The following is a 17867-nucleotide window of genomic DNA, read 5'->3' as shown; positions in this document are numbered from 1 at the left end:
TTGTAAACTTCCTAAGCCGATGATCCGGTGAGCCTTCGAATTAAGTTTGAACGTAAAAAAGGACCATCAAAAAATGCCGATTAAAGGATGGTCCTTTATTGACTAATACAGTTTTTATGAGCTGAGCAATCTCTTTATTTTGCTGAAAGGATTGTATTTTCGACTGGAACCGTTGATTCGATAAAATCTTCGTCAATGAAATAAAACGCCTTTTTTAGATTCTCTCTGCCTCCCATTTTTTCAAACCACTTCTGTACACGTTCAACGTGCTCGTTATCACTTCTAACATTATTCTCTATTTCTTCGTAAGCTTCGAGACTGTCATATTGCCATATAGCAAAAATCTCCACATTTCCTTCCTTATTCGGGGCCATCCATCTTCCAACTAATCTTGCGCCATACTTTAATTGCGTCGGTAATAGAGTGCTGTTAAAATGCTCATTAAACGCCGCTGCGATACTTGCGTCAACCATGTACTTTTTTCTTCGGTAAATCATAAGTTTATAGCCTCCGCTTTAATTAAATTTACACACCAGGCAAATTTAATGCATCCATTTCCATCCCCCAGGACAACAACCCAAGCCGGTTCAGAAAAGCTTACGGTTATTCCGTCAGCTCATCGATCGTCGTTCGAACAATGACTTTAAGCGCTCGAAGCATCGTATCTTGGGACAGCGTTGGCAGCCCAGGCTTCTCCAAGGCCATCTCCGTCGATGCCGGAAAATGAACGAAGCCGGCGAGGATTTGCAGCTGCCGCTTCCGGATCTCGTTCAGCACCGCATACATGGTGTTATTACAAATATAAGTGCCTGCCGTATTGGATACGGTTGCCGGAATTCCAGCTTCCTTCATCCGATTCACCATCGCACGGATCGGAAGGGTCGCGAACAGACCGTCCGGGCCCTCCGGATCGATCGGCTCATCCTGCGGCCTCGCCCCCCGGTTGTCCGCGATCACGGATTCGGGCGGCACATCCTTGGTATTTATCGCGATCCGTTCAGGGGTAACCGCGGTTCTTCCTCCCGCCACCCCGCAAGCGATAACTGCGTCCGGTTCAAATGTATGGACCTCCTTCAGCAGGAGCTCGGCGCACTCGTCATAATGAACCGGCAGCAGGACCGTTCGGATTTCCGCATCCGCGAAACTTTCGTTTTTGATATCGTTAATCAGTCTTTCCGTAGGGTTAATGGCGCTTCCGCCAAAGGGCTCGAAGCCTGAAATCAGTATTTTTTTCATTGGTCATATACTCCTGTAATCCATAATGTATATTATCTCACGAGTTCTTCATGATTGAACGGCGTATGATCTACGGTATACCTGTATTGAGGTGTTGGAAGCCTTATTTAAAGGATCGACTGCACTCGCACCCCTTCCGATTCAAGCCGGGTACGCAGGGTACGTGCGAATACCGGCGCATGCGGACTGTCGCCGTGAATGCATATCGTATCGGCGACGATCGGAATGATCTTGCCGGACTGCGACATGACCACGCCCTCCTTGACCATCCGGAGGACTTGCCGGACCGATTGCTCCTCATCCGTAATGAGGGCGCCGGGAAGGCTCCGCGGCGTCAATGTTCCGTCATCCTGATAGGTGCGGTCGGCAAATACTTCGCTTGCCGTTCGAAGCCCCGTCCGCTTGCCGGCATCCACCAGCTCGCTGCCGGCGAGCCCGTATAGGATTAGCCCCGGATCGATTCGATGGACGGCGCAAGCTATAGCCTCGGCTAGGGGGCGTGAAACAGCCGCCATATTATACAAAGCACCATGGGGCTTCACATGATGAAGCTTTCCACCCTCTTGAAGCGTGATAGCCATCAAGGCCCCCATCTGATACGAAACCATATCGTATGCCTCATCCGGCGTAATGTCCATTCTTCTTCTTCCGAAGCCGACCAGATCTGGCAGGCCCGGATGCGCACCGATCGACGTTCCGTGCGCGATCGCTTGGCGTACGGTAAGACGCATGACCGAAGGATCGCCGGCATGAAATCCGCAGGCGATATTGGCCGAGGTGATGCATTTCAGCAGCTCGCTATCCGATCCAAGCCGGTAGGTGCCGAAGCTTTCTCCCATATCGCAGTTAAGATCCACTTGGATCATGGAACCACTCCCTCTATTTTTCGCTTGATCATCTCACGGACGATGGCTAGCTCGCGCTCCCGTTCGTCCCGGAGACGTTCTGCCTCACGGAGCGTAATCTCCCTGAAGCGCAAGGTTCCTCCTGGCTGGAGCTGCGCGACCAGCGGGATATCGACCGAAGCGATCTGCGCGATTTTCGGATAGCCTCCGAGCGTCTGCCGGTCCGCCATGAGGATAATCGGCTGGCCGTCTGCAGGCACCTGAATCGTGCCCAAAGCAACGGCTTCCGACACATATTCCTTAGCCTTAGTCAGCCGCAGATCGGGGCCTTTCAATCGGTACCCCATCCGGTCGGATTCGGGACGGATCCGGAACGGTTGATGGAAGAAGCCATGCCGGCTGACTTCGTCAAAATCCTCATATTGGCGCCCCGGCATGGCCCGGACAGTTACCTCCTGCCCGGTTGCCGGAATCTTCCCCGGCAGCGCAAACCATCGCGGCGCATAGAATGCGCCTGTTATTGTAGAACGGTCAACCGATCGGTTCGAAAGCCGTGACGGGTATGTGGACAAACGGTCGCCTGCATGAAGCGGTCGTCCCTCCCATCCGCCGATGCCGGCCCGCAAAAAGGTGCTGCGGCTGTCCATAACCTTCGGGACGTTAAGCCCTCCCGACACGGCGAGATATGCGCGGCATCCGAAACGGACTTGTTGAAACGTGAGGACACTATCCCTCCGGACATAAACCGGTCGCCACATCGGTACAGGCGTATCCCCGATCCGCGGCGACAAATCCCCGCCCGTAACGGCAATCCATCCGTCCTCCTCCATCCGCAGCGAGAATCCGGACCACGTGATTTCGAGCGCAGCCGCTTCGTCCGGATTGCCTACGAGCCAGTTGGCGACACGATGGGACTCCTTGTCCATAGCACCGGACGTAATGACTCCGTACTTGCCATAGCCAAACCTTCCAAGATCTTGAACGGTAACCAGCAGCCCCGGCTTCAAGACGGTTAATCGCATAGCATCACTTCCCTTAGTCGATCATATTCCGCCCGGTCAATCGGCCGAAAACGAATGTACTGCCCGCACTGCAGCAAAGTCGGAGGCTGCCGGTCTGGCCTAAACAGGGCGAGCGGGGTACGGCCGATAATTTGCCAGCCTCCCGGCGTTTCGATCGGGTAAATGCCTGTCTGCGTGCCCGCGATCCCAACAGAGCCAGCCGGGATACGCGGTCTGGGCGTCTGTTTTCGGGGAGCGGCAATACGCTCTGGAACACCGCCGATATAAGGAAAACCGGGCGCGAATCCGATCACATAAACCAAGTAATCCTGCCCCGAATGCAGACGGATGACCTCATCGGCCGTTATTCCGTTATGCTCCGCCACGATCTCCAGATCCGGTCCATAATCACCGCCATAACAGACTGGAATATCCACTACCTCCTGGATGGAACGTTGCTTCCCATTTTCTTCATCCGCTTTAAATCGTTCTTGCAGCAAGGAGCACACATAGTCGAATGTGGAACTCGAATCATCCGGTTTCTGAACCGTCAAGGGGTCGTAATAAATGCTTAAGGTGGTAAAGGAAGGCACGCACTCTATAAACCCCCGAAAAGGATTCCGTTCCACCCGCTGCGTAAAGTCAACGACCCGCTGATGGACCGCATCGGTGATCCCATCGCCTAACTGGACAAGAACGGCAGCATCCCCGAGCGGGTGCATCGAGTAGGACTTGCTCATCTTCTCATTACTCCATTCCATATGTACTGCCTTACGTACGCCTGCAAAAGCTAAGAATACTCCTATGATAGCAGATAAACCGCTGCCCGTTGAGCTTGAATTCTGCATCCAATATGAAATTACGAATGTTCTTCGCTACTTACGAAAAGAACAGCGCCTGAAATGATGATCAAAGCGGTTTCAACCTACCCCAAGTACATTTTTCGTTAATGTCCCCGGGTCGTGATTCGGTAAGGGTAAGAAACATGTGGTAATTTTGGTATAATTTCATCCCAGCATTGGAATCCTACATTTGTCCACGATAAAGGAGGTGCCACAATGAGCGAAACAAACCACAATGGCAATCAGCCGACTAAAGCCGAAGTACAGCGTACGGAGCTGAACAAAATGCCGGTTCCGGGTGATTTTGAAACCGGGATTTCCGAAGAGGAAGTTACCGAAGCATTCAATCAGCAGCAACAGCCAAGCGCCGGTCAGCAATCCGACAATCAATCATAATAGAAAAGCCTGAAACAGCCCTGCACCGGATTTTTGCATCATCGCGAAAATCGGTGCGGGGCTGCTTGTATTTTTTCGATTCGCTCGCCTTAAGATTTGCGGCCCTGATAACGACCGGTTCGAAGCTCAATAATATACCCTTCCGGGGAAGGCATGCCCGATTGCAGCGCATCCTGCACTGCCTGTTCTATATCATACGGAACACGTATGAACTGAATGTTTAACGGAGCACGGTCTTCGCTCCCAAGCTCTCCTTCCATAATACAATAGGAGGCTTCGCATAGCTCAAGTGGGTTGCCGACGCTGCCGGTATTAAACAGGATCTTCCCATCCAGGTGGTGAATAAACGCGTTGTGGATGTCACCATAACCGGCGACGTCGGACTCTTCCCGGGTTTCACACAAATCCGAGGCCTCAAACATCGATAACTGCTTCCCCTTATCGTCCCAGGGTTGTATCCGCTCATATACACTTCGAGGGGAGGCATGAAACAGCCGGATCCGTTTGCCGCTCATTTTGAATTCAATGGTGCACGCAAGTCTGCTTAAGTACTCGAGCCGCTCGGCCCCCAGCTTGTTCTGATGCCATTGCAGCACCGGATTGTCCGTTTCATTCCCGATAAAGTCGTCCCAGTTGCCCTTAATCACCCGATCGCAACGGCTCCGTATCAGATCGACCGCTATATCCCCGTCCGGGCCTTTGCCGACGAGGTCGCCGAGACAGAAGATCCGGTCCACTCCCCGCCGGTCCATATCGTTCAGAACGGCCCGAAGTGCAGGAATGTTGCCATGAATGTCGGATATAACCGCAATAGTCGCCATAGTTCTAGCCCCCTAGAAAAAGTAACTCGAAACACACAACCAGCAATCGCTCATGCGCTGTTGCTCTATGTAGAAGGAATATAACAAACTTGCCAAGCAGGAGCAATAGAAATGCAGTCTAATGAACCTTCGCCGCAGCAGCTCACCCTATAATCATACGTTTAAGGGTTGCTGCGTCTTGCGGATTAGCATAACGTTTCACCTGCTTCATGGACTCCTTTATCTTCTCTAAATCAATTCGATTTATGTCTCCATATGGAATGTTTCAAGGGTTCGTCTACTATTTATATAAGTAATAACCTTACTTTTGCTCACATGAGCGAGGTAGCTGAATACTATTTAATCATCAACGACTTCACCGCGTTAGGAGGCCGACGATCGTGAACATTCGCAGGACGGTATGCTTAGGACTACTCATGCTGATCATGGTGATCAGCGGTTGCGCCGGTACGACACCGACGGAGAAAACGAAAACGCTTACGCTCTGGTACTGGAACCGAAGCCTGGACGACGACCTGATCAAAGCAGCAGAGCAGCAATTTCCCGGCATCCGAATCGATGCCCAAAAAATCGGAGGCGATTTCAAATCCAAGCTCAAAACAACGCTCGCTGCCGGTTCGGGAGGACCGGATATTGTCGCCTTTAATGACTGGGTTGCCGAGCTGTTTACAAGCTCCGACCGCTTCTATGACTTGTATGATCTGGGAGCGCAGCAAATCGAGCAGGACTTCCTGGAATGGAAGTGGAGGCTCGGCGTAACTCCAGGAGGAGAAATGATAGCGCTTCCGATTGACACGGGGCCGACAGCGCTATTCTATCGTGCGGATCTGTTCGAGGAGGCAGGCCTTCCATCCGATCCGGATGAGGTCCATGAGCAGCTGGCGACCTGGGATCAGTATTTCGAGGCCGGGCAGAAGCTGCAGGAGCATTTTGATAATAAAGTAAAAATGCTGGATAACATCAATAACATCTATAACCAAGTAAACGCCCAGTCGGACCGGATCTATTTTAATCCTGATGATACGTTTATCGGGGATACAGCCGATTCCTCCATGAAAACGGCATGGGATTTGGCGGTGAAAGCGGCTGAGATGAAGCTGAGCGCCAATGCCAGCACCCAGTCCTCCGAATGGAATGCCGCGATGAATAACGGGCGGATCGCTTCCTTTGTCGGGGCGGTATGGATGAAAGAAATCCTGATGCAGGCTGCTCCGGATACGTCGGGCAAATGGAGAGTTGCCCGGGCGCCGGGCGGCGACGGCAACAACGGGGGCTCCTTCCTGGCGATCATGAAGACGAGCAAATATCCGCAGGAAGCGTTTGATGTCATCCGCTGGATTCAAAATCCGGAGAACCAGATTCAATCCTTCGATAAGATGAATCTGTTCCCTTCCGCTACGAAGGCGCTGGACGCCCCTGTGATGAGCAAGCCGGAGGCGTTTTTCGGGAACCAGGCGACGGGTGAAATCTTCTCCGCCTCGGCGATGAACGTCAAGCCAGCCTATTTCGGCGGTAAACACGGCAATCTGAACGGCATTGTCAGCCGGGAGCTTTCCTCCGTCGCCTTGGAAGGCAAGAACCCGGATAAAGCCTGGAACGACGCGCTCGCGCGGGTCAAGAAGGAGCTTCTGCGCTGATGGCTCCGATACGTAAAGAATCGCCACGGCTGCACTGCGGACACGCATATCCCATCGGATTACGGGAGGTAAACACAAGATGAAGAATTCCATGCTGAATCACCCTGCTCCTCCGGAACAAAAAGCTGTTCCTAGTCATCCCCGGCCCGAGCATCGGTTGACGTCTGAGATATGGAAGCATCGTAAGGAGTACTTGGCCATCTCGCCCTTTTTCATCGTATTTGCCATCTTCGGTCTGTTCCCGATCGCCTTCTCGATGTTCCTGTCGTTTCAGAAATGGGACGGCATCGGAGAGATGTCCTTTAACGGCCTGAATAACTATCAATTCATGCTGACCGATCCCGAGTTCTGGAAAGCAGTCGGAAACACCCTGCTGATCTGGGTCTACTCGACTATCCCGATGCTATTCTTCGCGCTGATCATCGCTTTCCTGCTGAACGCAGCGTTTGTGCGCTTTCGGACTTTTTTTCGAATCGGCTATTTTCTTCCCAATGTCACCTCGCTCGTTGCCGTCGCCATCGTCTTCGGAACGCTGTTCTCCAACAATTATGGTCTGCTTAACTACGTGCTATCCCTGTTTGGCATTCCTTCCGTCGAGTGGCTGAACAAAACATGGGGAATCCAGCTTGCCGTCTCCGTTATGGTGATCTGGAGATGGGTAGGCTACAACGCCATCATCTATTTGGCAGGGCTGCAGAGCATCCCGTCCGTGCTGTACGAAGCCGCAAAAATCGACGGCGCTTCGGGAATCCAGGCCTTCTTCAAAATTACCATCCCGAACCTCAGGCCGATCATTCTGTTTACGGTTATCACTTCGACGATCGGCGGCATGCAGGTCTTTACCGAACCGCAGGTGCTTGTAGGCAATGACGGCGGTGTCAGCGGCGGCGGGCTCACCATCGTCCTGTATTTGTACCGGGAGGCATTCGTGCACAACTACTTCGGGTATGGCGCTGCTGTCGGCTGGGGAATGTTCGTGCTGATTGCGCTCTTCTCGATACTGAACTGGCGAATGGTTCAAGGCAAGCCTTCCAATGACTGATGATAGGGGTGAATCTCATGCTGAAATGGAAATCCATATTGCTGCATCTCGGGTTAATCGCCGGTTTGATCATGTCAATCTTCCCCTTCTATTGGCTTCTCGTCATGGCGACACGCACCACTTCGGAAATCTACAGCTTTCCGCCGAAACTGTGGTTCGGCCCTCATCTTTACGATAATATCGCAAGAGTTCTGAGCAGCATCGACTTTTTCGGAGCCTTCTGGAATACCTTGTTCGTCGCTTCCGCTTGCACGCTGCTGGTGCTGTTCTTTGATTCACTCGCCGGCTTTACCTTCGCAAAATTTAATTTTCCCGGCAAAAAATGGCTGTTCGTCCTGCTCCTCGCAACCATGATGGTTCCGGCTCAGCTGTCGCTCGTGCCGTCCTTTGTCATCATGGCGGAATTCGGCTGGGTGGGAACTTATAAAGCGCTGATCATCCCGGGCATGGTCAATGCGTTCGGGATTTTCTGGATTCGGCAGTATGCCCAGGAGTCCGTGCCGTCCGAGCTGCTGGACGCCGGAAAAATCGATGGCTGCGGCTTTTTCCGCCTCTACTGGAATATTTCGCTCCCGATATTAAGGCCGGCATTGTCATTCTTGGCTGCCTTTACGTTCATCGGGGTTTGGAACGACTATCTGTGGCCGCTCATCATCCTGAACGATGAGAACAAGTTCACGCTTCAGGTGGCGCTCTCTTCCTTGAACGGCATCTATACCACCGACTATTCCATGGTGATCGCCGGTACGCTGCTCGCGGTCATTCCGCTCATCGTGATGTTTCTGTTCATCAGCAAGCAGTTTATTTCGGATATTGCCGCCGGGGCAATTAAGAGCTGACCCTATATTAAAAAAAGACTGCCCGGCAGGATCACAGATCCGGCGGGCAGTCTTCGTTATAACTGAAAGACGTTTACATTCAGCTGTATTCGTTAAATATATAAGTTGAACAAATGGATGGATGTCAACTCATATATTTATTCCGTTAATGTGTGGCTTCAGGCACGGGGCCTCCTAACATTCGATCGGAATCCTCGGCAGCCCCCTTCTCCTTTCCAGGGTAAACCTCCGTCTCATCTTTAACCTCGGCTGTTGCATCCAGCTTCTTCGGTCCCATCAGCATCGCTGCAGTCAGCGCCAGCACGGCAGGAATGATCGCCCAGGCGAATGTGGCGGCGATGGAGGAAGCGAGCTGTTCCGAAATGGGCTTCAGCAGATCCGTCGGGATGAGGGTGCGGGTATCCGGCGAAAGGAGGACATGCGGGTCCGAGAGCGATAACCCTTCCTTCAGCAGATCCTTGGTTCCTTCCCCGGTTGTCAGCGACTGCTGAAACGTCCTGCTCTGGATCAGGCCAAATACCGTAATGCCAATCGTCATTCCGACGGAGCGCGTAAAATTAAAGGTTGAGCTTGCCATCCCGCGCTTGGTATAAGACAAACCGTGCATCACGGCCGTACTAAGCACCGAGAATGAGCCGCCGATGCCAAGACCGATCAGGATCATATACAAGGTAACGATGAATCTGTCGGATTCCGCCGTCAACGTGGAAGCCAGCACCATCCCGCCCGCAAACAACACAAGGGTCGGAATCATAATGTTGCGATAGGGTACCTTGGTCATCAGAAAACCGCTAACGGTCGCGGTAATGACGGAGCCGAGCATCATCGGAAGCAGAACGAGTCCGGAGCTCGTGGCGCTTCCGCCGAGCACGCCTTGCACAAATATCGGGATATAAACCGATGCCACGATAAATGAGCCCCCACTGAACAATCCGCATAGTACGCTGGTCGAATACAGTTTATTTTTGAACAAGCCGAATGAAATGATCGGTTCCTTCGCCCTTCTCTCCGCCAATATGAAGAGGACGAGCATTACCGCCGCTGCCGCAAACAAGCCTAGCAGCATCCACGAATCCCACGCCAGCTGCTTGCCTCCCAGCTCCAGCGCAAGCATGAAACAGATGACACCCGTCAGAAGGGTAACAGCGCCAGCCCAATCAATCGGCTGCTTGGAACGGGCATGCGATTCCCGGTAGAACCCGGTGACCATGAGGAACGCAAGAACGCCCAGGGGCAGATTAATATAAAAGACCCACTGCCAAGCGATGTGATCCGTGATATAAGCGCCTGCAAGCGGTCCGAAAATGCTGGATAAACCAAACACCGTACCGAACAGCCCCATCAGCTTGCCCCGCTTCTCAAGCGGAACCGTATCATACATGATCGCGAACGTAATCGGCACTAGCGCACCGCCGCCAATGCCTTGAACGGCCCGGTAAATCGCCAGCTCCGTGATCGAACCCGCCGTGCCGCAAAGGACCGAGCCCAGCATGACCACGATCATCCCGAAGATAAAAAACCTTTTGCGTCCATACATATCCGACAGCTTGCCGAAGATCGGCATGCCGGCCAGTTCTGCCACCATGTAAGCCGAGGTGACCCATACAAAATGATCCAGCCCGCCCAGCTCACCGACGATATTGCCCATCGCTGTAGCCACGATCGTATTGTCCATCGACGCCATCAAAATACTGAGGAGAAGACCGGCAAGCACCACGGATAGCCGGCTGGTTTGTTCTTTTTTCACTTCTCATACACTCCTTCTCGAATAAGCTTCAACTTTTACTAAGGACAGTGTACAGGGGGATATATGACAGGTGAGTGTCACACTTTATCAAGATGATTATAAGTTGGGATGTGAACGGTGCTAGCGTTCGCCGCATCGTGGTAGAATAAGAGTGCACATCAGAAATGGAGGCTTCTACATATGGACAATTTCGAGAAAAATTTGGAGAAGTACGCGGAACTGGTCGTGAAGGTTGGCGTTAACATACAGCCCGGCCAGGTTCTGATCGTCAACGCACCGATTGAAACGGCAGACTTGACCCGGCTTATCGTTGCCAAGGCCTATGATGCCGGCGCCAAGTACGTGCAGGTCGACTGGGACGACGAGAGGGTCACCCGAATCCGGTACGAGCATGCACCGGCCGATTCCTTCGGGTACTATCCGCAGTGGCAGGCTGACGCGATGGAGCAGCTCGCAGCAGGCGGCGGCGCGATTCTTCGCATCAAGGTGCCGGATCCTGAGCTGTTCCGGGGCATCGACTCCGTCAAAGTATCCACTGCCGTCAAAGCCGCAGCGGTGGCGAACGAGAAATACCAGGCCTACGTCCGGAATAACAAAATCAGCTGGTCCCTGATTAAAGCGCCGACCCGCGCCTGGGCCGATAAGGTATACGCCGATCTGCCGGAGGAAGAGCGCATCCCGGCGATGTGGGATGCCGTATTCCGGATGAACCGGGTATACAGCGACAATCCGGTTGCCGCATGGCGCGAGCATATCGCGCAGCTGAAGGAGAAGCAGAACCACATGAATGCCAAGCGCTATAAGAGCTTCCACTACCGCGCTCCGGGCACGGATCTTCAGATCGATATGCCGGAAGGCTATCGCTGGCTCGGCGGCGGCGACGAGAATGAGTCCGGCGTCTATTTCGTTGCCAACATGCCGACCGAAGAGATCTATACGATGCCCCATCGCACCGGGGTCAATGGAACGGTCACCAGCACCATGCCGCTCAATCTGAACGGCCGTCTGGTAGAAGGCTTGAAGCTGACCTTCAAGGACGGCAAAGTGGTCGAGTATGATGCTGAAGCCGGCCGCGAACATCTGACCACCTTGCTCGAAACGGATGACGGGGCCTCCTATTTAGGCGAAATGGCGCTCGTCCCGCATGATTCTCCGATCTCTAAGCTGAACCGCGTGTTCTACAACACCGGAATCGATGAAAATGCTTCCTGCCACTTTGCACTGGGCAGCGCCTATCCGGTTAACATCGAAGGCGGAACCAAGCTGAGCAAGGAGGAGCTTGTTGCGCGCGGAGCCAATGTCAGCCTAACCCATGTGGACTTCATGGTCGGATCCGCGGAGCTCGATATTGACGGCGTGCTCGAAGACGGCACGATTGAGCCGGTCTTCCGCGGCGGCCGCTGGGTGTAAACTGCAATAACCAGAAATCGACAACATGTTTGAAACGAATCTCAGTACTTCGCACAGTTAGCATTATGTGTTATGAATTCGTTCGAATGCATGAACAAAAATAAGGCCCTGTAATTTTAATATTACAGGGCCTTGATTTATGCCACGTTTTACAATCCGCACCCGGATTATCGGATATTGGGGGTTCCGGCCTATACAGCTGCTCCCTCTTCCAAGTGAGTTTCAGTTCCCTCCTCAAGCCCGGTTTCTGCTTCCGCTTCCGTTCCCTCTTCAGCCTCGGCTCCTGCCCCCGCTTCAGCTCCCTTTTCAGCCTCGGCACCTGCTTCAGCTGCTGTCTTAACGGTTAACGGCTCACTCGGCTGTGATTCGATATCCTCGGCATTCACTGCCGTGACGGTAAACTTATACGCCGTTTCCGGAGCAAGTCCGGTTATCTCATATACGCTGTCGGTAACAGTAGCCTTTCGTTCGCCGTCCATGTATACATGATATCGGATGGTCTCATCTTCCGCGCCTTTTACCGGCTCCCATTCAAGCTGAACCGAGGAAGTGGTCACCTTCTGCGCTTTAAGCTTGGATGGAGCGGCAAGCTTGGACGACTCACCGGTAGTTGTAAACGTCCAGACGTCGGAAACGGCTCTGCCGCCAAACTCGTCTTCGGCCACGACATACCAAGAGTACGTTCCATTCGCTTCAAGCCCTTCCCAGCTCTGTGCGACTTCCGCACCGCTTGCAGCCTTTTGAGGCGTGCCGATCGCAGTCCCCTTCAAATGATTCACTTGAATGGAGTCCGTAGCTACACGCTTCAGTTTCGGCTCAAGATCCAGATCAATCGTGAATTCGTCAATGCCCGGCTTCGTATAGTAGTTATACTTATCCAGGTATGGCGAATACGTGTTCACGATGATTCGATCGCCTTCGGTATCAAAGTGCAGCAATCGCAAGTAACCCATTCCGCCCTCGGCGTGTCCTTGATAATCCGCAAGCATTTGATAGACTGTACGATCCGGCGTGCCGTCGCCATTATCGTCCAATTCGCTTTTGAGCATATTCGCGCCCGTGTAGTGTCCGCTCAAGACGGCAACGACATTCGGGTTTGGTACAACGACTTCTTCATACAGCTTGTTGCCGACGGCCGAGCGTGTACCGTTCGACAGCAGATAATCGTGGAAGTTGAGGAATGCGATGCGATCCGGATACTCGGCCAGCACCTCATTCATCCATGCAATATCCTCATCTTCGATGCCCCATCCCATATACATCATGATGAAGTCGTTGCCTTCAACGGAGATAAGATCATAATGACCGCGGTTGTCCTTATAGGAGCCGCCATAGTATGGCTGATCCTTATAGCGGTTCTCTCCGAAATATCGGCTGTATGTCGTATAATCCCAATCATAGCTGCCGACATCATGATTACCAGCCAGGACGCCGTGCGGCAGATCCGCCTGTTCCAGCATGCTCATGTATCCGTCGGCACGCTCCCATTGATACTGGGCAGCCGGATCATTCACGATATCGCCGGTGTGGAACAAATATTTCATATTCATCTCATCGATATTATTTACGATCCAATCGAACTGCTGCTGCTGAATATGCGGATACAGCTCGGTCAGGAATTGCGTGTCGGACACCCATACGAAGGTATAGTCATAATCGCCGCGGGATGGGATTTCGTCCTGAACGATGATGTCCGCCTTATTATCCCTAATGTATTCCGAGGCCGCCAGTTCCCCGCGAAGGGTAAAGTCATCCTCCGAAGCCGCGATATGCTTCGTAATTTCCGTCCACTTGCCGGCAGCATGGTTCCAGGCATACATCGTCACCTTCCGGCCGGCAACCGTATGCCCTTCCCACACCACCTCTACCTGATCGCCAGGTTCAACCGCATGCTCCAGCTCTACATTAAATCTTAAGTATGGAAACTTGGACGTCGAATCCAACGTGACATACTCGTCATTGGATTTCGAAATCCGCTCAAGCTCTTCCTGGCTTAGCGCTTCCTCGCCTTCCGGATGCCGAACCTTCGGCGGCTCCTCATCGCTGGCATGCTTGGATACGGTAACCCGTCCTTCACTGAGCGAGTCGTAACGGTAAGCCTGGTGGAAAGATACTTTGAGCTCATCATCTGTCGGGTCACTTACCTGAACCTTTAACTCCGGCTGTAATCCGTCAACAGTCTCCCCATCTGCAGGAGACACGGGAACAGGCGCGTTAGGGTGCTCCTGCGGCGTATGGAAGGTGACGGTCTGTTCCGAACGATTGCCGGCCTTATCGGCTGCAGCAACGACCAGCTGATGTGCTCCCGGTTGTAATGCTGCGGAAGAGGTAGCATAAGGAACATCAATCGGTTGACCGTCCAGCTTGGCCTGCAGCGTATCAATGCCGGATACACTGTCACTCGCGGTCACATCGATGGTGAAGCTTCCTTTGTACTCCTTGCCTTCTTCAACACTCGGAAGAATGCTTGGCCCTGCATTGTCCACCAGCACTGTTGCTGTTGCGGTTTTCTTTTTGGCTTTCAGCATGACGTTGTGGGGTCCGTCCGCTGCCTGTGTCGTATCCCAAGCATACGATACTGCGGTTAATCGGTCTGCCGGAATATCGAAGGTGAAATCGACATAAGGCAGAAACCGACCGTCATCACCCAGATCATGCACAAGAGCCGGGTCGCTGTAGTTCGGGTCACGAAGCTCCGTTCCATCGCTCAGCAGGAGCCGGACATTGCGGGCGTTAAAATCGTCCATGTTGCCTGTCGGCTTATCGTCCTCGAAATATGTCTTGTCATTATCCCCCGCTCTGAGGGTGATGGTTTGGAGGCCGCTGGACAGCCGCTCCGGCTCAATCGGTACAACGATCGTCTGGTAGCCATCCATATCGGGATCGGTCCGGTGCAGCACATCCTTGCCGATCGTTACCGTGTTGACGCCATCGTCGATACCGTCGCCCTCAAAGACAAAATATGCGGGGAACTCCATAGCCGGTGCGCCCTGCACCAGCTTCCCGTCGATATAGAGCTCGAGCTCTTGTGCCGGCACCCGATCCGACGATCCGCGGATATAGGCCGTTCCGCCAAGCAACTCATTATCTTTTACGTTCAGTCGCTCTTTTGCAGAGCTGCCTGTCAGATCAACCTTATACATCCTGCTGTTCTGTTCTTTATACGAGTCGGACACCGTAAAGAAATACTCCAGCTTGTGATGTCCCAGCAGCTCAAGGAACGGAATGGTATACCGGTAACCTTGTTCGCTTTCTTGAAGCTGCACGACCTTGACTTCCTCTTCCCCGTCTACCCGATACGAAAGCGCTAATGTAGTTATCGGGTAATCACTGCTAAGCTCCGCGGCAATGTCCACGTCTTCCCCCGGCGAAACGACGCTTGTCTCCGTACGATTCACGACGGAAGGAAGCTTGGAATTTTGAACATGCACCGGCTCCGAAGGAACGATGGAGTGCTGCAGACTGCCTGGCGTCGCTTTGTGCTCACGATAGGAGATGCGCTGCATCTTGATGCTGCCGTCCTCGGGGTATTTATAAAAGATGCCGAGGTCCTCTTCATTCTGAACTTCTCCGTCATTATAGAATGCAGACACCACCGGACGGCCGGTGTTCGTGACAACGACCAGCTCCCTCATACGGGAGTTGGACATGCCTCCGGAGAATATTTTAACGATATCGGTATTTTCCGTCAGATTTGTGCCGTAATTTCGATTAAAATCGTCGACCGTTGCTTGATTGTTCTGACCGTTGATGATCCAGAAGACGAGCGTGCCTCCAGGCTCAATCATTACCTCATCGGGAACATGGGCCCAAAGGGTATCACTCTCTAAGTAGCGGTACCGAAGCTTGTAATGACTGAAATCGATCACTTGATCCGTGTTGTTGTATACTTCGATAAACTCGTAGCCGTCCGCCGTTCCTACATTCGTCGAATCCGGCACGAGCTCCGTGATTAACAGCACCGGCATCCCGCTTGATGGTTGGCCCGGTCTGGCCGAAGCTTGTCCGTAGCCTGAAGCAAACCATCCTGACATCACCAAACTTACGATCAAGAGACATGACAACCAACGATTCCTAACGATCTTTGACATGGAAAACCTCCTAAAATGATGTAGTGAACAATCAATTCAGTTTCCCAATTCTCCAGGTCTCCATGGGATCTCCAAGTTTTTAAAGCGCTTACACAATGATTCCCTCGCTTATCACGTGGATTGGATTTGACCGGTTGTTCGCCCGCTTACCAAATCTTAGGCATATCTGAAATTCATCACCTCCCAGATTCATAATTGCATATTTCAGCATCTATTTAAACAACTTTATGTAAATTTTGATAAATGATCAGAAAGTCTCAGTAACCAACGAAAATACTAGTTCTTTTGAACAGGACATCTTCGGATATCTCCCGGTGATTCCGTGTATAAAAGTCTACTTGATGTGCGTAGCGTATTTGCTTTCGTATTATTACATTTATAGTTATTCCGACTACTGTTAAGGGAGTGTTAAAGTATTTTTCGCGTTATATCGAAATTGTCTCATGCTAAATTCATAAATTTCCCAACGCTGCCTAACTTTTGGTCTGGTTTAGGTGTTTATATTTATAACTTAATTCCAAAACTACTTATTTTTTTGGAATAAGCCCCGTTCAATAAATACTAGGAGGGTGAATCCATGAAAAAATCCATTCTGCTTTCCATAGGAATAGCAGCTGCTCTGGGAGCAAGCACTTCCATTTATGCTTATAGCGCCGTAGAGCAATCGCTTGAAACCAAGGTACAGGATAGCAGCATATCTGAGACGATACCGGCTGAAATGGAGAGTAACGTTATAGAAAATACTTCCACTGCAAACGAACTTCCTGCACCGCTTACGCCGATTACTGTGAATATTGAGCATAGCTCTTATGAAGACCTGCATATCCCTTTAGATTTGGCAGATCGAGCAATGTTTCACACCAATCGAATCACCTCGAGCAATCCTATTAAGGAATTGGTATTGGCTCATGCAACGGATTGGGGCACAAATAATGAAATTCAAGTAATCTATGCGCTTGAAAGTGGGTCGGAAGTTCAGTTATTTCAAGCAGATCTTTCTCCAAATGTATCTATTGACTATTTTAAAAATTTGAGCATTTACGATCCAGCCGAACTGTCCGTCATTGATATCCATGGTTTCCAAGCTGTCATTGAGGATGGAAGCCCAAGAAAAACAGTCCACCTTGTAACGAATGAACACGTATATATCGTAGTTTCCGTTTACGAGGATGTGTCTCTGGAGTACTTGATTGAAGTAGCGAAAGAAATTAAGGTCACAGAAGACGATACGATACATCAAAATAAAGAAATTACCGCGGCAAACGGCCAAGAAACAGTTGTTCCGCCAGATCCGGACGTGCAAGACAACAGGGTTGACCTTTCTCAGCTACCAGAAGGTGTTGAAGTGCGTATTCCTGAATCGATTAAAGACACTGCTCCTGCAGATATAAGTTCTGCACAGACCAGTGACACTCCTGATATGAAACAACTTACTCCTATCACTGCTCATGAAGTTGGTCCTGGCGAGTTTCATTTCTTCGCAAGATACCAATCGTTAAATGGTGCTGAGATTGTTGTAAATCAGGTGCCTATCAAGGGAAATACCATTGAAACCATACAGGGCTTCTATAAAGAACCGACAGAGGTTACCGATATCAATGGTCATACCGTTGTATATGTGGATGGTGAACATAGAAAAGCCGCACATTTATTGATGAACGATCATCTGTTCAATGTCTCAGCTACTATTGGAGATCTTGATGATCTAATGAATGTGCTCAAACAAATTCAAGAGTATCAATAGTGAACTACCGGCCATCCATTTCCCGCCTCGTATATACACAAAAAAAGATCCTGCGACAAATGTGCAGGATCTTTATGTGGGAAGCGGTCAATATTCCTTAATTACTATGCAGCTACTTTCCAACTGCTAGGGTGCCTTGCCTGAGAAGTAACGAAGAAATCTCGCTCTTCTTCTCCTTTTACGAGTGTTCATGGCGAATCAACTTCCTTTCGGAAT

At 51.4% G+C, this 17867-nt stretch carries 14 protein-coding genes; 6 read left to right on the top strand and 8 right to left on the bottom strand.

Annotated elements, in window-relative coordinates:
* Positions 1 to 134: 134 nt before the first annotated feature.
* The 5 genes from MKX76_RS05360 to pxpB all read right to left on the bottom strand — a co-directional run bounded on the left by MKX76_RS05360 (position 135) and on the right by pxpB (position 3822).
* Complete coding sequence (locus tag MKX76_RS05360; protein ID WP_144868796.1) at positions 135 to 497, bottom strand: NIPSNAP family protein; 363 nt, start codon at positions 495 to 497, stop codon at positions 135 to 137.
* A gap of 106 nt (positions 498 to 603) precedes the next feature.
* On the bottom strand, positions 604 to 1236 hold the full coding sequence (gene pcp, locus MKX76_RS05355) for a pyroglutamyl-peptidase I (protein ID WP_144868798.1): 633 nt from the start codon (positions 1234 to 1236) through the stop codon (positions 604 to 606).
* A gap of 107 nt (positions 1237 to 1343) precedes the next feature.
* Positions 1344 to 2102, bottom strand: a complete 759-nt coding sequence (locus MKX76_RS05350) for a LamB/YcsF family protein (RefSeq protein ID WP_007130272.1) — start codon at positions 2100 to 2102, stop codon at positions 1344 to 1346.
* Positions 2099 to 3103 (bottom strand): 5-oxoprolinase subunit C family protein, encoded by a 1005-nt coding sequence (locus tag MKX76_RS05345; RefSeq protein ID WP_251537558.1) that lies wholly within the window; start codon positions 3101 to 3103, stop codon positions 2099 to 2101. Before MKX76_RS05345 ends, MKX76_RS05350 begins: the two co-directional genes overlap by 4 nt.
* Positions 3094 to 3822, bottom strand: coding sequence for a 5-oxoprolinase subunit PxpB (gene pxpB / locus MKX76_RS05340; RefSeq protein ID WP_341033159.1), 729 nt, complete (start codon positions 3820 to 3822; stop codon positions 3094 to 3096). The genes MKX76_RS05345 and pxpB overlap by 10 nt, the downstream gene beginning before the upstream one ends.
* A 318-nt stretch (positions 3823 to 4140) precedes the next feature.
* Between pxpB and MKX76_RS05335 the strand changes: the two genes are divergently transcribed.
* The gene (locus MKX76_RS05335; protein ID WP_007130275.1) at positions 4141 to 4320 is read left to right on the top strand and encodes a hypothetical protein; all 180 of its coding nucleotides are present in this window, start codon (positions 4141 to 4143) and stop codon (positions 4318 to 4320) included.
* Positions 4321 to 4409: 89 nt separating this feature from the next.
* On the opposite strand, the gene MKX76_RS05330 is transcribed toward MKX76_RS05335, so the two are convergent.
* Entirely contained in the window at positions 4410 to 5141 is a 732-nt protein-coding gene (locus MKX76_RS05330; RefSeq protein ID WP_007130276.1) for a metallophosphoesterase family protein, read from the bottom strand.
* A 380-nt stretch (positions 5142 to 5521) separates the two neighbouring features.
* Here MKX76_RS05330 and MKX76_RS05325 point away from each other — a divergent pair, with 380 nt between their 5' ends.
* From MKX76_RS05325 to MKX76_RS05315, 3 genes are all read left to right on the top strand, one after another.
* Positions 5522 to 6778, top strand: a complete 1257-nt coding sequence (locus tag MKX76_RS05325; protein ID WP_028407151.1) for an extracellular solute-binding protein — start codon at positions 5522 to 5524, stop codon at positions 6776 to 6778.
* Positions 6779 to 6857: 79 nt separating this feature from the next.
* On the top strand, positions 6858 to 7820 hold the full coding sequence (locus MKX76_RS05320) for a carbohydrate ABC transporter permease (RefSeq protein ID WP_341033157.1): 963 nt from the start codon (positions 6858 to 6860) through the stop codon (positions 7818 to 7820).
* Positions 7821 to 7837: 17 nt separating this feature from the next.
* The gene (locus MKX76_RS05315; protein ID WP_040738704.1) at positions 7838 to 8659 is read left to right on the top strand and encodes a carbohydrate ABC transporter permease; all 822 of its coding nucleotides are present in this window, start codon (positions 7838 to 7840) and stop codon (positions 8657 to 8659) included.
* 145 nt (positions 8660 to 8804) lie between these two features.
* Here MKX76_RS05315 and MKX76_RS05310 read toward each other — a convergent pair whose 3' ends face one another.
* Positions 8805 to 10406: an MDR family MFS transporter gene (locus tag MKX76_RS05310; RefSeq protein WP_341033156.1), complete on the bottom strand. Its 1602-nt coding sequence runs from the start codon at positions 10404 to 10406 to the stop codon at positions 8805 to 8807.
* Between the two features lie 180 nt (positions 10407 to 10586).
* On the opposite strand from MKX76_RS05310, the gene MKX76_RS05305 reads away from it, so the two are divergent.
* A complete protein-coding gene (locus tag MKX76_RS05305; RefSeq protein ID WP_144868812.1) occupies positions 10587 to 11816 on the top strand; it encodes an aminopeptidase in 1230 nt (409 codons plus the stop codon).
* A 191-nt stretch (positions 11817 to 12007) separates the two neighbouring features.
* Here MKX76_RS05305 and MKX76_RS05300 read toward each other — a convergent pair whose 3' ends face one another.
* Entirely contained in the window at positions 12008 to 15907 is a 3900-nt protein-coding gene (locus MKX76_RS05300; protein ID WP_144868815.1) for a fibronectin type III domain-containing protein, read from the bottom strand.
* Between the two features lie 577 nt (positions 15908 to 16484).
* On the opposite strand from MKX76_RS05300, the gene MKX76_RS05295 reads away from it, so the two are divergent.
* Positions 16485 to 17651 (top strand): hypothetical protein, encoded by a 1167-nt coding sequence (locus MKX76_RS05295; RefSeq protein ID WP_144868818.1) that lies wholly within the window; start codon positions 16485 to 16487, stop codon positions 17649 to 17651.
* Positions 17652 to 17867: the final 216 nt, after the last annotated feature.

The organism is Paenibacillus sp. FSL R5-0810 (assembly GCF_038002285.1).
Lineage (GTDB): Bacteria > Bacillota > Bacilli > Paenibacillales > Paenibacillaceae > Paenibacillus_AQ > Paenibacillus_AQ lactis.
This window is presented reverse-complemented; position numbering and strand designations above follow the sequence as displayed.